The 16,642-nt window shown below is 51.3% G+C and carries 11 protein-coding genes; all 11 read left to right on the top strand.

What is annotated here, in order from left to right:
* Positions 1 to 88 precede the first annotated feature (88 nt).
* The 11 genes from ACETK5_RS26225 (at position 89) to ACETK5_RS26175 (ending at position 16,535) form a co-directional block, all read left to right on the top strand.
* Positions 89 to 2,476 (top strand): helix-turn-helix domain-containing protein, encoded by a 2,388-nt coding sequence (locus ACETK5_RS26225; protein ID WP_394058758.1) that lies wholly within the window; start codon positions 89 to 91, stop codon positions 2,474 to 2,476.
* A 203-nt stretch (positions 2,477 to 2,679) separates the two neighbouring features.
* Positions 2,680 to 4,230 (top strand): extracellular solute-binding protein, encoded by a 1,551-nt coding sequence (locus ACETK5_RS26220; RefSeq protein WP_394058756.1) that lies wholly within the window; start codon positions 2,680 to 2,682, stop codon positions 4,228 to 4,230.
* Between the two features lie 21 nt (positions 4,231 to 4,251).
* Positions 4,252 to 5,208, top strand: coding sequence for an ABC transporter permease (locus ACETK5_RS26215; protein WP_394059100.1), 957 nt, complete (start codon positions 4,252 to 4,254; stop codon positions 5,206 to 5,208).
* Between the two features lie 11 nt (positions 5,209 to 5,219).
* Positions 5,220 to 6,104, top strand: a complete 885-nt coding sequence (locus ACETK5_RS26210; RefSeq protein ID WP_394058754.1) for a carbohydrate ABC transporter permease — start codon at positions 5,220 to 5,222, stop codon at positions 6,102 to 6,104.
* A 14-nt stretch (positions 6,105 to 6,118) separates the two neighbouring features.
* Positions 6,119 to 8,872, top strand: coding sequence for an exo-alpha-sialidase (locus tag ACETK5_RS26205; protein WP_394058752.1), 2,754 nt, complete (start codon positions 6,119 to 6,121; stop codon positions 8,870 to 8,872).
* Positions 8,862 to 9,899 (top strand): sialidase family protein, encoded by a 1,038-nt coding sequence (locus tag ACETK5_RS26200; RefSeq protein ID WP_394058750.1) that lies wholly within the window; start codon positions 8,862 to 8,864, stop codon positions 9,897 to 9,899. The genes ACETK5_RS26205 and ACETK5_RS26200 overlap by 11 nt, the downstream gene beginning before the upstream one ends.
* An 18-nt stretch (positions 9,900 to 9,917) precedes the next feature.
* Positions 9,918 to 10,853 carry a dihydrodipicolinate synthase family protein gene (locus ACETK5_RS26195; protein ID WP_100540500.1) on the top strand — a complete coding sequence of 312 codons (936 nt, stop codon included), beginning with the start codon at positions 9,918 to 9,920 and terminating at the stop codon, positions 10,851 to 10,853.
* 213 nt (positions 10,854 to 11,066) lie between these two features.
* The gene (locus ACETK5_RS26190) at positions 11,067 to 12,878 is read left to right on the top strand and encodes an alpha-L-fucosidase (protein WP_100540501.1); all 1,812 of its coding nucleotides are present in this window, start codon (positions 11,067 to 11,069) and stop codon (positions 12,876 to 12,878) included.
* A gap of 7 nt (positions 12,879 to 12,885) precedes the next feature.
* On the top strand, positions 12,886 to 13,920 hold the full coding sequence (locus ACETK5_RS26185) for a glycoside hydrolase family protein (protein WP_100540502.1): 1,035 nt from the start codon (positions 12,886 to 12,888) through the stop codon (positions 13,918 to 13,920).
* A 774-nt stretch (positions 13,921 to 14,694) separates the two neighbouring features.
* Complete coding sequence (locus ACETK5_RS26180) at positions 14,695 to 15,645, top strand: ABC transporter permease (RefSeq protein WP_100540843.1); 951 nt, start codon at positions 14,695 to 14,697, stop codon at positions 15,643 to 15,645.
* A gap of 17 nt (positions 15,646 to 15,662) precedes the next feature.
* On the top strand, positions 15,663 to 16,535 hold the full coding sequence (locus ACETK5_RS26175) for a carbohydrate ABC transporter permease (RefSeq protein WP_100540503.1): 873 nt from the start codon (positions 15,663 to 15,665) through the stop codon (positions 16,533 to 16,535).
* The last annotated feature ends 107 nt before the right edge of the window (positions 16,536 to 16,642 follow it).

Here is a 16,642-nt window from a genome sequence, read left to right as displayed (position 1 = left end):
ATTGAGGCGGGACTGCATCATGCTCAATACGCTGCCCTGAACAGTTTCGCGTTGCTTGTCTTCATAATTCGTGCCAAGGGGGATAAGGATGCTTCAAATAAGAAATTGGATCGATTCCGTGGGAAGCATGAAAAAGCGTAAGTTTTTTCTGAAGTTAATTGTCACGACGGTGCTCATTACCGTGCTTCCGAGTTTGGTCTCCAATATTTTTGCATATTACAGGGTATCCGGCATTGTAGAAGAAGAGACGGGTAACAACAAGCTGCAATATTTGAACCAGACGATCAACACCCTTGAGATTTTGCTGAACCGGATTAAGGAAAATTCGAATTTGCTTGCACTCAACCGCTCTTTCATTAGCTTCGAGAATTTCCCGAACGGGGCTTACTACGAAGGGCTTCAAGGGGAGATTCCGGAGGAAGACCTACCAGCGCTCTATGCTTATCTGGAAGCCAAGAAGAATACCTTCCTCACGATGAACTCATTCAAACTCTCCGATCAATTCGTGGATTCCGTATACTTTTATGACAGCAGCAAGAACCTAGTGATCACTTCGGATAAAGACCGCTCCAATCGTCAGTTTCGGAGGGAGGATTTTTATGATAAAGACTGGTATGACGCCGTGCAGACCATGCAGGTGAATCCTGTCTTCTTGGACACTCGGACCGCGAAGCAATATCCTGACGGGGATAAGGATCTCCTGTCCGTGATCTATAAATCCAAAAAAGCCAACAACGCCATCATCGTCAACCTCGATGCGGCCATGATTTATGAGGATATTATCAGCAAATTAAATGCGAGTGACGACATGTACGTAGTGTCCTCATCTGGAAATCTCGTATTCCGCAGCCAATCTTCAATGACGGGCGGTGTTCAGCAAATTGGATTACCCGAGGCTCTGCAAAGTGCCAAGTCAGGATCGTATTCCATCGAGCTCAATGGCAGCAAGAAGCTGGTTAGCTACTCTTCTTCCGCGCTATTGGGTTGGACCTTCGTCAACATATCCGATATGGGGGTGTACACGCAGGGCACGATTGACATCAAACAGACGATTACGTATTCTGCCGGCGCTTTAATGCTGTTCTCGCTGCTGCTCTCCTACTTCTCTTCCAGGAGCTTGTATAAGCCGATCTCCCGTTTGAATGCACTTGCGAAGGGGAGGAGCGATGGGAAAATCCAGCTGGTCAGCGAGCAATCTAACGGGCCGGATGATGAACTCAGCGTCATTGGCAGCTTTGTCAGGTCCACCATTGATGAGCGCAATTATTATAAGGAAAGGCTGGAGGAAAGCCTGCCCTTTCAATTGGAACGTTTCAAGCTGTCGCTGCTGCAGCGGCATACGATGAGTCTTGAGGAAATTGAATCAAAGAAGGATTATCTTGGACTCCCTATCAGCCTTCATGAGCTGTCTGTGTTCTTGCTGTCCATTGATGAAGAGATGGCTTCTAACGGCGAGGATATGCTGGCGCAGGACCTGTGCAAGATCAAGATCATGGATGCCTTGCAGGACAGCGTGGTACTGGGGCTCGGTACTGCATTTTTCGTCGTCAATGTGGAGAAGGATAAAATCGCAGTTGTTTTTAACCTTTCCGGAAAAGGGCGTCAGCAATTGTTCCATCTGGCACAGCAGCTGCTCGATGAGGTGAATGCACGGCTGGGCGTGCAGTTCTCACTTGGTGTCGGAAGTATCTGCAGTGGGATCGAGGAGCTCCCCCTTGCTTATGAAGAAGCGGCAGAGGCGTTAAAATACCGTATTCTCTATGGAAAAGGTTACGTGATATCCATGGACGATATCCGTGCCGATAATGGGCAAACCTTTCATTATCCGAACCAGCTTGAGGAAAAGCTCAACAGTTGTATCCGGACTGCCTGCTTGCAGGAAGCTCTTTTCATATTCGACGCCTTTGTGGCCGAGATCGAGGCCTGTAAACACAAGCTTCATTACAACCAGATCCAGCCGATCTTCATTCAATTGTTCACGTCCATCCGGTATTCATTCAGCTCGTTTGGAACAGGCATCGAAACTCTGTTCGAGAAGGGAACAGATCCATACCGAGAGCTGCTCGATCTGGGCTCGATGGATCATATCGTCGCATGGTTTCAATCGCTTATAACGCGCGGGGTTGAATGCATACGTCAAGAGATTCACGCTAGGGGCAACCAACACATTGCCAAAGTCATTGAAATGTTGGAGAACGATTATGATAAAGATATCTCGTTACAGTGGGTTGCCGAGCACCTGAATTTGAACCCGGCTTATATCAGCAGACTATTCAAGCAAAGCACCGGTCAGCCCTTCATTGATTACCTGAAGCAGGTACGGGTTGATAATAGCAAGCGTCTGCTCGCGGAAGGCAGGCTTAAGATCAATGAGATCGGAAAGCAGGTCGGATTCGGCAGTGCCCACTATTTTATTAAGGTGTTTAAGGAAATAACCGGGATCACTCCCGGCGAATACAAAAAAATATACTCATAGTATCGATCCCGGCCTCTTACTCCCAGAGAAGGAGTACCGGGATTTTTGTCTTTCGTAACAAATATTTGATAAGTAGAAATCGTGTTATAAAAGTACAGCATTTCACATTTTAAGCGCTTACATGTCGTGATAAGGTGTCTCCTGAAGCAGGTCCCGGCCATGTTGGAAACGCGGACCCAACCCAATTTAAGGAGGGAATAAGAATGAAGAAGCTGTTTCATACAACGCTGAGCGCCATGCTGGTGCTTTCGCTTGCGGCATGTGCAGGTGGAGGATCGGGAGGGAGCGGAGGCGATGGAGCCTCTGCCGGATCCAAGGAGGTTAGCGGAGATTCAAACAAGGGTTCCGGGGAGATGGCTAAAATTTATATTTATCAGAATACCGGGGCCTTGAATCAGAAACCGGAAGGCAGTATTCCGGATGCGCTAGAGGAAATGAAGCAGATGTATATGGATGAGCTTGGCATTGAACCGATTGCGATCGTACCGCCAAAAGGCTCCGAGGGCGAAAAGTTGAATTTACTGCTTGGATCCAAGGATGAGGTGGACGTATTTCAGGGGGATTGGGATCAATATGCTTCGAAGGGTGCTATCATTCCGCTAAACGATTTGCTGGAGCAGCACGGCCAGGACATTCTGAAGGCATGGCCTCAGGAAGCTTGGGATTATATGACCGATAAAGAAGGGAAGATCTGGGGCATTCCCCGGGGGCTGCCGTCCGTTCATTACCCGGTCTGGATTCGTACCGATTGGCTGGAGAAGCTGGATTTGGAAATGCCGAAGACCATTGATGAGCTCGAAGCGGTATTAAAGGCATTCCAAGAGGGCGATCCGGACGGTAATGGCAAGGCGGACACAATCCCGATGATGACCGATCTGGGCGGTATGAATAATGCGCTGATGGGCGCCTACGTAGAGGGCGGCAACAGTAATTGGCTCGATCCGGCCGACAACAAAATCAAACCGGTTGAGCTTGCGCCCGGCTATCAGGATTATTTGGCCAAGATGGCGGATTGGTACCAGAAAGGCTACATCTATAAGGAAGCTTTTGCAAAATTCGACCCGCTGGAGCTGCTAAAAACCAACCGGGTTGGAACCTCCTCTATGTGGTATTCAAGGATTACGCTGCTGTTCCCGCAGATCAAGCCGAATCTCCCGGAGGGAGCCGATTATGCGATTGCTAAGGATCTAACCGGTCCTGCCGGTAAGCTGATGACAGCGTCGCGCGGAAACACGACGGGCATGCTGGTTACCAAAAAAGCCAAGAATCCGGAAGCTGTCATCAAGTTCATCAACCATCAATACAAGGATTTGCCAACCAATACGCTGAATGCAGCCTTCGGGAAGAATTGGAAGTATCTCGATGACAACAAGTTCGAGATCGAGCTGCTTAGCCCGGATCTCCGGTATGCCGGTGAATATATGCTTTCTCTGGGCTTAGCGACGGAGAACAAATACGCATTCCGTGATCCCGTGAAGAAGATGCATGCCGATTACCTGAATCATGAGATTACCAATGTGAGTGCAGCCAAAATGCCACTGGATGCAACCGTCGTATATGACAAGGAACGGCTGAAGCAGAATGTCCCGATGCTTGAAGATCTGGACCGTTTGCGGAGCGAGGAGCTCGTTAAGTTCGTGACCGGCGTAAGACCCCTGAGTGAATTCGATCAGTATATAGAGCAGTTAAATAAAGCCGGATTGCAGATGTGGATCGATGAATACACGAAGCAATTTTTTGAGCTGAAAAAATAAGACGGGAGGGCTGCGTGTGTGATGGAGCTTAAGACTACGACTGTTCCCCCGCCGGCCTTGAAGAAACGAAGCCAATGGGCTGCAGTTAAAAAGCATCGATTTTACTATTACCTGATTCTGCCCGGGATCCTTTATTTCCTTATATTTGATTACGTGCCGATGTTCGGCGTTATCATTTCGTTCAAAGACATTTCGCCGTTTGAAGGGGTCCGGGGGATTTTAACGGGGGAATGGGTGGGTTTCGATCATTTTGTCCGTTTCTTTGATTCCTATTACTTCTGGAACGTGCTCCGCAATACGTTTTTGATCAGCTTTTATAACCTGTTGTTCGGGTTTCCGTCCGCGATCATTCTAGCGCTCTTGATGAATGAATTGAAGAACGGGCTGTTCAAACGGATCGTTCAAACGGTTTCGTATTTACCGCATTTCATCTCGACGGTCGTGGTGGCAGGCCTCATCATGATGATGCTGTCCACGGATAACGGGCTGCTTAATGCGATTATCGTGTTTTTTGGGGGAGAGCCGATTCTGTTCCTCGGAGAACCCAAATACTTCCGATCCATCCTCGTTATATCCCATGTGTGGCAGACCGTCGGTTGGGGGACGATCTTGTATTTGGCAGCTATGGCAGGCATTGACCCGGGGCTGTATGAGGCAGCCAAAATCGACGGTGCCAACCGATTCCGTCAGGCATGGCATATTACATTGCCAGGCATTTCGCATGTGATTGTCATTATGCTCATTCTGTCGATCGGAGGCTTGCTTAATGCGGGCTTCGAGAAGGTGCTGCTGCTGTATTCGCCTGCCGTGTACGGGGTGGCCGACATTATCGATACGTATGTGTATAGAGAAGGCCTGACATCGCTTAACTATTCATTCGCCACAGCGGTCGGTGTTTTTAAAAATCTGCTGGCGATGGTGCTCATCCTAGGCGCGAATTATATTGCGAAGCGAATGAACCAAACGGGAATCTGGTAAGGGGGGATATGGTGAGCGGAATAAAGCCTACAACAAGTGAACGAGTTTTTGATGTTGCCAACATTGTTTTTCTGATCTTCTTGTCCCTCATGTTTGTTATTCCGTTCCTTGCGGTGCTGTCAACGTCGTTTATCAGCACTGAGGAGTCCATGCGTCGCGGAGCGTTCGTGCTTATACCGGAACGGCTGGATTTCGCAGCCTACGATGTGCTGCTTAACCGGGGGAAAATCATTTTAAATGCTTATCAGGTTACGATTTTCAGAGTCGTGGTCGGCACCATTCTCAATCTGTTATTTACATCCATGCTGGCTTATGGATTGGCCCGGCGGAGCTTGCCCGGACGAAACGGCCTTGTGCTGTTCATATTTCTGACGATGATATTTCAAGGCGGTTTGATCCCTAACTATATGTTGATGGATACGCTGGGGCTTAAAGATACGCTATGGGTGCTTATCCTTCCCAGCCTGATCAGCGCGTGGAATTTATTTATTCTCCGGAATTTCTTCATGGGACTCCCGGAGGAGCTGGAGGAATCCGCCGTCATTGACGGGGCTACCCCTTTGCTGATTCTGTTCAAGATTGTCATTCCGCTGTCCATGCCGGCGATGGCCACGATCGGTTTATTCTATGCGGTACATCATTGGAATGATTGGTTCGGGGCGTCGATCTACATTAATGATGTCAACAAGATGCCGGTTCAGGTCATCATGCGCAACATTTTGCTGACCGGAATTACGCAGAATGAGGCCCAACTGGAATACGTGCGCAATCCGCCCCCGGCTGCCACGCTGAAATCCGCGGTCATTATGATCAGTACGCTGCCAATATTGTTTGTATATCCGTTCCTGCAAAAATACTTCGTTAAGGGAGTTATGGTTGGCTCCATTAAAGGATAGGAGGGTTTATAAACTTGATTCCATTTCGTAAGTTACTCATTGGCTGGATGATGCTTATATTAATTGCTGCCCACATTCCCTATGGACCTGTTGGCGTAAGTGAGGCTGCCGAGGCCCAAGCTGTGGCCGATGGGGAACCACAATTTCGCAATATCGATTTGTTTCTGGCTGGTACGGAGGGGTATCATACATTCCGCATTCCGACCATATTGACGACCATGGATGGAACCCTGCTGGCGTTTGCCGAAGGACGTAAAAACAGCGCTTCCGATACGGGTGATATCGACCTTGTGCTGAAGCGGAGCTTGGACGGCGGCACAACCTGGGAGCCGCTCCAAACGGTGTGCGACATGAGTGCGGATACCTGCGGGAATCCGACGGCGGTGCAGGATGAGAGCAATGGCCGCATATGGTTATTTATGAACCATAATTATGGCGACGACACGATTGAAGAGATCAACAATGGAACGAGCCGAGGCGTGCGTACGATCTGGAGCTCATACAGTGATGATGACGGAGTCACCTGGTCGGAACCGGTGAACCGTTTCGAGGAGGTGCAGCCATCCAATATAAGGTGGGATGCAACGGGACCTGCAATCGGGATTCAGCTCCGGCATGGGCCGAACCAAGGGAGGCTGGTGATTCCGGCGATCGGACGGAGCATTCAAAGTGATGACCATGGCTTAACCTGGTATCAGAGCGGCTATATCCAAGCGGACACAAACGAGGCGACCGTTGTGGAGCTGACGGACGGCACGCTGATGCGGAACGACCGTTTGTCCGCTAACAAAGAGCTGAAGCGGAGGGCGATATCGACAAGCAGCGACCAAGGGGCAACCTGGTCACCGGTTTTTTATACGCCTGAGCTGATTGATCCTGTTGTGCAGGCGAGCATTGTCCGCTACATGCCTGCCGATAATGAGCTGGGCAGCAAGCTGCTGCTTTTCGCCAATCCGGCCAATGAGAACGTTAGAGAAAATATGACGGTCCGGCTCAGTTATGATGACGGAGCCACCTGGCCGGAGGCAAAGACCGTATACAGCGGGCATTCCGCCTACTCTTCACTTACCGTGCTGCCGGACGGAACGATTGGCCTGTTGTTTGAAGGCGGGGGTTACACACCATATGACAAAATCATGTTTGCGAAATTCAATTTGGCTTGGTTCGATGCGGAGGAAGCGCATCTGGACGATCTGATGTTCTCGGAAGGCTCGCTGTCTCCCGTGTTTCGAGGCGATATCGAGCAATATCGTCTGACGATGTATGAAGGAACAGAAGAGGTGACGGTGACGCCGATTACATCAAATGAAGGAATTGAAATTGAAATAGCGGGCGAGCCGGCGGCTTCAGGAGTGCCAAGAGCGGTTCGGCTTGACGGACTTGAAGATCTTCTCATTACGACCAGATTGGGGACTCAAACACGCACCTATTCGATTGAATTGGATAGGTCCAGACCTCGTCCGGAGCTGTTGCTGAATTGGGATTTTGAGCAGATGGACGATAAGGGCGTAACGGATGTGACAGGCAGTGGACATACCGGTTTGCTGAAGAACGGTGCAACGGTACGGCCAGGGGCGGTTCGTCCCGATGGGCAGGGCCATATTCTTCATCTGGATGCCTTACAGCGTTCTCACGTCGAGATCACCCAAGCTCAGGATCTCCATTTTGGGACTGGCGATTTTAGCTTTGCGGCTTGGGTCAACCCGGAGACGCTGTCTCGGCAGCGACACCTGCTGATGTGGTACGGTACGGCGGGTCGGGGTGTGCCGCAGTGGTGGATGTCGGTCGAACAGAACGGTGCGGTTCGAATGAATTTGAACGGACTGCCGCTGAACAGGGAGATTGGCATTGCAACCCCATCGGGGCTAGTTAAAACCGGGGAATGGACACATGTTGTGGGGATCCGGGAAGGCGGTAATCTGCTCGTATATGTGAACGGTGAGCTGGCGGCGACGTCGGCGAGGTTCGATGGTTCCGCCATGAATGTGACGAACGAAGACGCTCCGCCATTCGTCGGTTTCGATAAAGGCACAGTGGCGAATCGCGATTGGAACGGTAGTCTGGACGATGTGCGGATTTATCGTCACGCGCTGGATCCGTCCGACGTCCGGAAGCTGTATCAGCTGCCATCCGATGCGATAGCACCGATAACGAAAGCTATAGTCACTCCGGATGAGCCGGGTGGAGTGAATGGATGGTACACCTCCGATGTGACGGTGGAGCTAACGGCATCAGATGAGGAATCTGAGGTAACGGGTACGGAATATCGACTGGACGGCGGGGAATGGAAGGCATATGAAGGAGCGGTCCCTGTTTCTGCAGAAGGGATTACCACGATGGAGTATCGGAGCCGGGACGGGGCAGGCAATGTGGAGGAGGGGCGTACCCTTACGCTGTCCATCGACAAGACGGTACCGGATATCACGATTTCTCCGAACCGTAACGTTATCTGGCCACCCAATCGCAAATGGGTGCCGGTGGAGATGGAAATCCACACCAAGGATGAATCATCCGGAATCGCTTCGATTGCACTGGTATCTGTTACCGGCAGCGGTGTACAGGATCCAAGTTCAATCGTCCGTGGTGCGGAGGTTGGAACTGGCGACACATCTTTTGAGCTGATGGCCGCGAGCAACCCGGGCGGACAGAAGCGGGAGTACAGCATCACTTATGAAGCAAGAGATCATGCCGGACATACAACGACAAAGACGGTAATCATCGAAGTAGCGAGAATTGTCAATGAGGAGGATGAACATGATGGCGATTGAAAGGTTTGCAATCAGCAGAGACACGGAATGGTATGAGGCATGGCCGGACGTAACGCTAACGGCCGCGGGCAAGCTGGTATGCGTATTTTCCCAATGCACTCACCACGGAGACCGGTCGGCTACACGCCTGATGTTGACGGAAAGTACGGACAAAGGGAGAACCTGGAGTGACAAACAACCGTTCACGTCATTGACGACCGGACTTCCGTACTGGAATTGTGCACGCATATCGAGGCTTCGGGACGACCGGCTGGTTATCGTGGCGGATCTGATATCGGCGAAAAAGGAGAACGGGGGCCGCAATTATATATGGATCGGAGACGCGGAGGGGAATAACTGGTCGGAGCCTATGGAAACGCCCGTTACCGGTATCGTTCCGGATAAACTGTGTGAGCTTGCAACCGGACGCTGGCTGCTGTCGGCCCATGAGCGAAACCCGGATTCGGGGGTAAGCGAGCAGCGGCTCTGGTATTCCGATAATCAGGGTGCGGACTGGGTGGGACCTGTCACTGTGGCTTCTCATCCGGATCTGAAGCTGTGTGAAGGAAGTATACTTCCCCTCCCGGATGGAACGTTGGTTGCGTTTCTCCGGGAGAACTCAGGGCAGGGATTGGATTGTTATAAATCAATATCCCATGATCAGGGCCAGACTTGGAACGGACCGTATCGTGTTCCTCTCCCCGGTTGTCATCGTCCCGTTGCAGGGATGCTTCAGAGCGGGAACATTATGATTGCGTACCGTTTCATGCAAGGCGGTAAGGGCTGGCTTGGCACCTGGACACAGAACTTCTTCGCAGCTCTTACGGATCAGGAATCAGCAAAGGCGATAGAGCGGCGGGAGCAGTGGACGAGAATCATGCCGATTGATTACGACCGTAGTCCAGTTGCAGACCTTGGTTATTCGGGCTGGGTACAGTTCGAAGACGGGGAGATTTATGTCGTGCAATATATTGCGGATGATGCGCCTAGAGCGCAAATCCGCGGGTACAGCTTTTATGAGGATGATTTTTTATTGAAATCATTGTAAACATGAGGGGGACGTTTTGTGAACCAGATATCTGGAGAACACAGCAAATTTAAAGGCATATTTACGGCACTGTTGACCCCGATGCATGAAGACGGATCGATTGATTTCGAATCGTTGTCTCGTTTGGTTGAACATCAAATCTCGCTGGGAATTAAAGGCTTCTACGTTGGCGGAAGCACAGGGGAAGGATTTATTCTGACGACGGAAGAACGACAGCAAGTTCTTGAGTCGGTCGTAAAGACGACAAAGGGTCGAGTGACCGTTATCGCGCATATCGGCTGCATAAGTACCATGGAGTCGGTTAAGCTAGCCCGGCATGCCGAAGCCTTAAGCGTGGATGCCGTATCGGCCGTTGTCCCGTTCTATTATAAAGTCACGATGCAGGAGATCCGGGAGCATTATGAAACGATCATGACCGCCGTACCGCTGCCCATGCTCGTCTATCATTATCCGGGAGCTACCAGCGTGAGTCTAACCATGGACTTTTACAGCCACATGAGCCGTAACTCTCAATGTGTGGGCGTGAAATTCACCTCGCTGAATCTGTTTGAGATGCAGCAGATCCGAGCGTTATGCGGGGAGCGATTCATGATCTATAACGGGCATGACGAGGTATATTTAAGCGGGGCTTATGCCGGAGCCGACGGCGCGATCGGAAGCACTTTCAATATGATGCCTGAACCTTTTGTTCAGATGCACGCTCAGATTAGCGCTATGGAGAGACCGGATATGGAGCTTCTCCAGTCTTTGCAGTCGAAAGCGAATGAGGTCGTATCGCATATGGTAAGGTTTGACGTCATCGCGTATGAGAAGTATGTCTTATTCCTCCAGGGAGTACTATCCTCACCAAAGGTACGCCAGCCTTTGAAACAATTTACGGAGGATGAGCGGCGGCAAATTGACGACTATTATCGGAATAGCGAGCTGCTGCATCATCATCGAATCAAGGTTTAAGGGAGCAATGAGCGTAGAGCGTTAGAGCTTAAACAATCTGCAAAAAACCAACAGGCCGGTCATGACTGGTCTGTTGGTTTGACGTTTAAATAGATCCACACCTCAACAAAACACAACCCCAACCCAAAAAAACAAAGAGGCTGCACCAGCGTTACTTCTATAATGGAGGTTACTAGACTGTCGGACCGCTGAGGATCGTGAGGAGGGATAAACATGAAGCGGGATGAATATATGGATGGGGCAGGACTGGAGCAGGGAAGGTCGGATGCTCTCATAAGCAATAAGCGGGTAAATGATCATGATCGTAACCGTCGGATAGCCTGGTGGCGCGAAGCTCGCTTTGGGCTCTTCGTGCATTGGGGGCCTTATTCGATGCTGGGCGGGAAGTGGAACGGCGAACGGGTGGATGCCAATTATGCGGAGCATATCCAGTTAAGGGGAAAGATTCCGGTGACCGAGTATGCGGAGGCCGCAGCCGGGATGAACCCGGAAGCGTTTGATGCGCACGAGTGGGTATCGCTGGCCAAGCGGTCCGGGGCAAAATATCTTATCGTGACAGCCAAGCATCATGATGGGTTTGCAATGTACGATTCCAAGGTCAGTGATTATTCGATTACTCGTCATGCTCATTTTCCAAGGGATCCGATCAAGGAGCTTGCAGAGGCCTGCGAATCGGAGGGGATTCGCCTTGGAATCTACTACTCCCATGCCATGGATTGGCATCACCCCGATTCGCAGGGGAACACGCTGGATTACCCGGATAACATCGGCGCCTGGGATCAACTGGAGGAATGGATCGAAGATGACGATAAGCGGGAACGCTTCGAGCGTTATCTTCATGAGAAAGCTCTTCCTCAAGTAGAGGAGCTGCTTACCGATTACGGTCCGATTGGTTTGATGTGGTTTGATTGCGGTCATAAGATCAGCGACGAGCACGCTGTGTGGTTCTATGATCTGGTACGCAAGCTACAGCCGGATTGCTTGATTAACAAGCGACTGCGGGATGACCGATTTGCCGATTACGGCAATCCGCATGATAACCAGCTCCGGTTCCATCCGGTGCAGCCTGAATGGGAGTCGATTCATACGCTGAATGATTCCTGGGGGTTCCGATATGACGATGACCATTGGAAGAGTCCGGATGAATTGATCGAACAGCTGCTGCGCGTGGCAGCCACGAACGGTAATCTGGTACTGAATGTGGGGCCGCTCGGAAACGGGACGATTGACGATACGTCAAGAAGCCTGCTGGAGACGGTGGGCAGCTTCCTGGAACGGAACGGCGAGGCGATATACGGCACGAGCGGCAGTCCGATCGGTACGCCGCAGTGGGGATATTGCACATGGAAGCCGGATGAGAATCTCTTGTACTTGCTGGTGAGAGAATGGCCGCAGGACGGGCGTTTGATCCTGCCCGGTCTTGCCAGCCGAGTTCAGTATGCGAGGCTTATCGGAGTGAAGGCGAAGGAGGACAACCTGCCGATCCGACAGCTTGGGCCGTGGGACTGGCAGATTGATGTGCGTTCGGTACCTCAGGACGCCTATGCGACGGTGATCAAGCTAAAGCTGGATGGAGCGCTGGAGACGCATCTCACTCCAAGGTTTATTTCCCGGATGCCGAATACGTTCTGGGCATATGATGGTGTTACCTGGGGCGATGGCCTGCGATACGATAATGGAAAACGCGGTCATGATGGCGTTACCGGCTGGACAGCTCCAAATGCGGCTGTTCAATGGACATTTCGTTCCGAGGAAGAGATGCCGATTCACTGTCGAGTGATCGTCACCTTGTCCGCTGCAGCGGATCAGGCGGGGGGGCATTTTGAGTTGTCCCTGGATGAACAGAAGCTGACTTGTACCGTTAAAGATACGGGTGGGGACGGATGCTGGGGAGAATTTGAGATAGGTCAACTGACGATTCTCTCGGCAGGCTTACATCGTCTTGAAGTCCGGGGACTATCGCTGGTTTCTGATTCATTAATGAATTTGCGCAAGGTTACGCTATTGCCAATGGAGAGGGAGTGAGGAATCAATGAAAATCGTATTTGATCCTGCACCGGTAGCAGGAGGCTTTCGAATGCCGGGATATTGGATATGGTGCGGCAGCGTTATCCAGGGTGAGGATGGCCGGTACCATATGTTTGCTTCGCGCTGGCCGAAATCCTTGCCCATGCATCCCGGCTGGCTTGCGGCCTCGGAGATCGTCCGTGCGGTCTCCGACCATCCGGCCGGACCGTACGTATACGAGGAGACGGTGCTCGGAGCCAGATCTCCGGCCTATTGGGACGGATGCAGCGTGCACAATCCGCATATCGTGAAGGTGGACGGCACGTACGTGCTTTATTATATGGGCACGACGTTCCCGTTTCCGCTGCCTGAAGAAGAGGAGCCGCTGCTTCCGAATGATCCGCTCGTCGCGGTAGCCAGGGCGAACAAACGGATCGGCGTGGCGACCGCCCCTTCCGTAACCGGCCCGTGGACTCGAAGGGATCATCCGGTTCTGCTGCCGCGTCCGAATCATTTTGACAGCTTCTTGGTATCTAATCCGGCCCCCTGTGTTCATGAGGACGGTTCGGTGAAGCTTATCTATAAATCTCGTCCCTATGAAGGGCATTCCTATGGCAACATGCAGCTGGGCTTGGCCTGCGCCGAATCGGTGTACGGTCCTTACAACCGTCAGCCTGAACCGCTGTTTCCTCCAGCGATTCATATTGAAGACCCCTTCATTTGGCGTACGGCACGCGGGTACGAAATGATTGCCAAGGACATGGACGGCTCCATCTGTGGGGAGCGCTATAGCGGAGTCCATGCGTGGTCAGCGAACGGGGAAGAATGGAAGATGACAACCAAACCAGGGGAACCCGTGTATTCCCGCAGAGTGCTGTGGGATGATGGTGCGGAGCGGCTGATGGGCAACCTGGAACGGCCTTTTTTGCTCATGGAGGACGGTCGTCCGGCCTGGATGTTTGCCGCGACTTCGGACGGGAGCCGCGGGTTTTACGATTGTACGGAGACCTGGAATATGGCGATTCCGATTCGGGAGATTACAGAGAACGACGACGAATAAGAGCGATTCATATCCGATTCGAAGCATGATAAACAGCACCTGAAACGGATGGTCGCCCTCCGTCATGCGATGCTGCACCGTGTATTGGGAGTGTGTGCGGTGAGAAATGCCCGATTACTCTCAGCGGCCCATGCTCTCATGTACGGCTGCGTTTTACTTCACCGTTCATTTCCCTCATAAGCCCTTCTGCTTACCATGGTCGGATAGACCATGCTAGCAGCAGGGCTTTTTTCTCTATTCCGCCTCAAATCCCCCATCTTAAAGTGCGTGCTCAAAAAGGTCGATTTTCAGCACCGAAGCTTATGCTTCCGATGGTGCGTTTTTTCAAAACGCTTCAGTTGGATGAAGCTAGGGACGTCAGGAGCGGAGCTACACGTTTTCGCAGAAAACGCCTTCGAAAGCATCTGCTGTTTTGGGTACGAGCACCTGAAATGTTTCCGCAGGAAACATGCTTCGGAAGCTTCTCCTTAGGCCCGGCTGAATTCAAGATTCGATGCCGAGCTGCTTCCTGATTCGCTTCGTGTTAGATATAGAATTTATGAGTTATCAGTGGAACTGATGAAATTCTATATCGCAAGAAAACCTACCTATGCATCGCGGTCGCTCATCCTTGAAGTGGCCTCGATAGAGGTTTTCTTATCAAAAGCGGACTTTTTGAACAACCTCTTAAACACAATCATAAAAAAACACATCGACAAACAAATGCCGCCATTGTTGGCAAGGCCCTCCGCTTATACGATGAATACGAAGGAAAACTTACAACGGGAGGTCCTTATGGCGAACATCAACCCAAGCACGCGGCTAACACCGTCAGCGCGGAGCCGGGAATGGTTATCCAGCTTTCGCAAGTACAAGGCGATATACCTCATCTCGATTCCGGGCATCCTCTATTTTCTGGTATTTAAATATGTCCCTTTATTCGGGAGCGCCATGGCTTTTCAGGAGTATAACTTATTCAAAGGCATATGGGAAAGCCCATGGGTGGGGTTGGATCAGTTCTACCGCATGTTTCAGTACGAGGAGTTTCTGCGGATTTTCTGGAACACCCTGCTGATCGGGATGTACAGCATCGTATTCGCTTTTCCAATCCCGATTATTCTGGCCCTGCTGTTGAACGAGATTCGTCTTGTCCTGTACAAGCGGGTGCTGCAAACGGTCATCTACATGCCTCACTTCCTGTCCTGGGTCATCATCGGGGGGATTGCGGTAGGCATTCTGTCTCCGACCACGGGCATCATCAATCAGATCCTGATGTGGGTGGGACTCGAACCGATTTACTTCCTTGGCGAGGAAGGCTATATTCGCAGCATTCTGATCGGCTCCGGCATTTGGAAGGAAGCGGGCTGGGGAACGATTATTTACCTGGCAGCGCTGGCCGGGATCAATCCGGACCTGTATGAAGCTGCACGCGTAGACGGCGCGAACCGGTGGCGCCAAACCCTGGCGATTACGATTCCGTCGATTCTGCCCACGATCATGATTCTGTTCCTGCTGAACATCGGCAATTTCCTCGATTTCGGGTTCGAGCGGGTATTTGTGTTCCTGAATGCCTTGAACGAGAATAAGGGCGATATTCTGGATACGTACATTTACCGCGTCGGTCTGCTCGGACAGCAGTACAGCTACACCACGGCCATTGGGCTGTTCAAATCTCTCATCGGGCTGCTGCTCATTGTGGGCGGAAACGCTATAAGCCGCAAAACGACTGGAAATTCCTTATATTAGGCAGGTGACCGAAAAACATGATAAAACGATCAAAAGGCGAATTCGTATTCGAAATGTTCAACTATATCTTCCTCGCCGTCGTGTCGGCCGCCATGATATTCCCGATCCTGCACGTTGCGGCGCAATCGCTCAGCAGCGATGTGGCCATTTCGCGGGGAGACGTTGGCCTGTGGCCGGTGGAGTTCACGCTTTCCAACTATGCGATCGTCTTGAACGATACTTCGGTGTGGCGTTCGTTTATGATCAGCGTATTCGTGACCGTTGTGGGGACCGGGATCAACCTGATCGCAACGGCTTCGCTGGCCTACCCGCTGTCGCGCAATGAATATCGGGGGCGAAAGGTCATCCTCATGCTCGTGCTGGTCACCTTTATTTTCAGCGCGCCGCTCATTCCGAACTATCTGCTGATTAAATCGCTGAACATGCTGGACACGGTATGGGCCCTGATCATTCCCGGCGCGATCAGTGCGTACAACCTGTTCATCATGCGCTCGTTCTTCATGAATCTTCCGAACGAAATCATTGATTCGGCCCGGATCGACGGGTGCGGGGAGCTGCGGATCATATCGAGCATCGTGCTGCCTTTGTCCAAGCCGGTCATGGCGACGATGGGATTGTTTTACGCCGTTGCGCATTGGAATTCATACTCGTCCGCTCTATACTATATCAATAGCCGTCAACTGTTTCCGCTCCAGGTTCGTCTGAGAGAGATCGTCATCACCGATCAGATGGGAGAGATGGACACCACGTTTGAGAATCTGGCCAACATGTCCCCGGAGGGCATCAAAATGGCCACGATTGTGATCGCAACGCTGCCGATCATCCTGGTCTACCCGTTCCTGCAGAAATATTTTATTAAGGGCATGCTCATCGGTTCGATCAAATCTTGATCGTAAAAGAACACAATCCCATAATAAGAACGCCAATACTGCATATGAGGGTTATGAGCTACGATGAAATGGATTTAACGAAAGCGCTTACTTCATGAATGAGCCAC

It is taken from the genome of Paenibacillus ilasis, from assembly GCF_043195395.1.
Lineage (GTDB): Bacteria > Bacillota > Bacilli > Paenibacillales > Paenibacillaceae > Paenibacillus_AQ > Paenibacillus_AQ lautus.
This window is presented reverse-complemented; position numbering and strand designations above follow the sequence as displayed.

Coding starts and splice junctions, on each gene's coding strand:
- ACETK5_RS26225 (WP_394058758.1), top strand. CDS start 89: ATGCTTCAAATAAGAAATTGGATCGATTCCGTGGGAAGCATGAAAAAG.
- ACETK5_RS26220 (WP_394058756.1), top strand. CDS start 2,680: ATGAAGAAGCTGTTTCATACAACGCTGAGCGCCATGCTGGTGCTTTCG.
- ACETK5_RS26215 (WP_394059100.1), top strand. CDS start 4,252: ATGGAGCTTAAGACTACGACTGTTCCCCCGCCGGCCTTGAAGAAACGA.
- ACETK5_RS26200 (WP_394058750.1), top strand. CDS start 8,862: ATGGCGATTGAAAGGTTTGCAATCAGCAGAGACACGGAATGGTATGAG.
- ACETK5_RS26190 (WP_100540501.1), top strand. CDS start 11,067: ATGAAGCGGGATGAATATATGGATGGGGCAGGACTGGAGCAGGGAAGG.
- ACETK5_RS26185 (WP_100540502.1), top strand. CDS start 12,886: ATGAAAATCGTATTTGATCCTGCACCGGTAGCAGGAGGCTTTCGAATG.
- ACETK5_RS26180 (WP_100540843.1), top strand. CDS start 14,695: ATGGCGAACATCAACCCAAGCACGCGGCTAACACCGTCAGCGCGGAGC.
- ACETK5_RS26175 (WP_100540503.1), top strand. CDS start 15,663: ATGATAAAACGATCAAAAGGCGAATTCGTATTCGAAATGTTCAACTAT.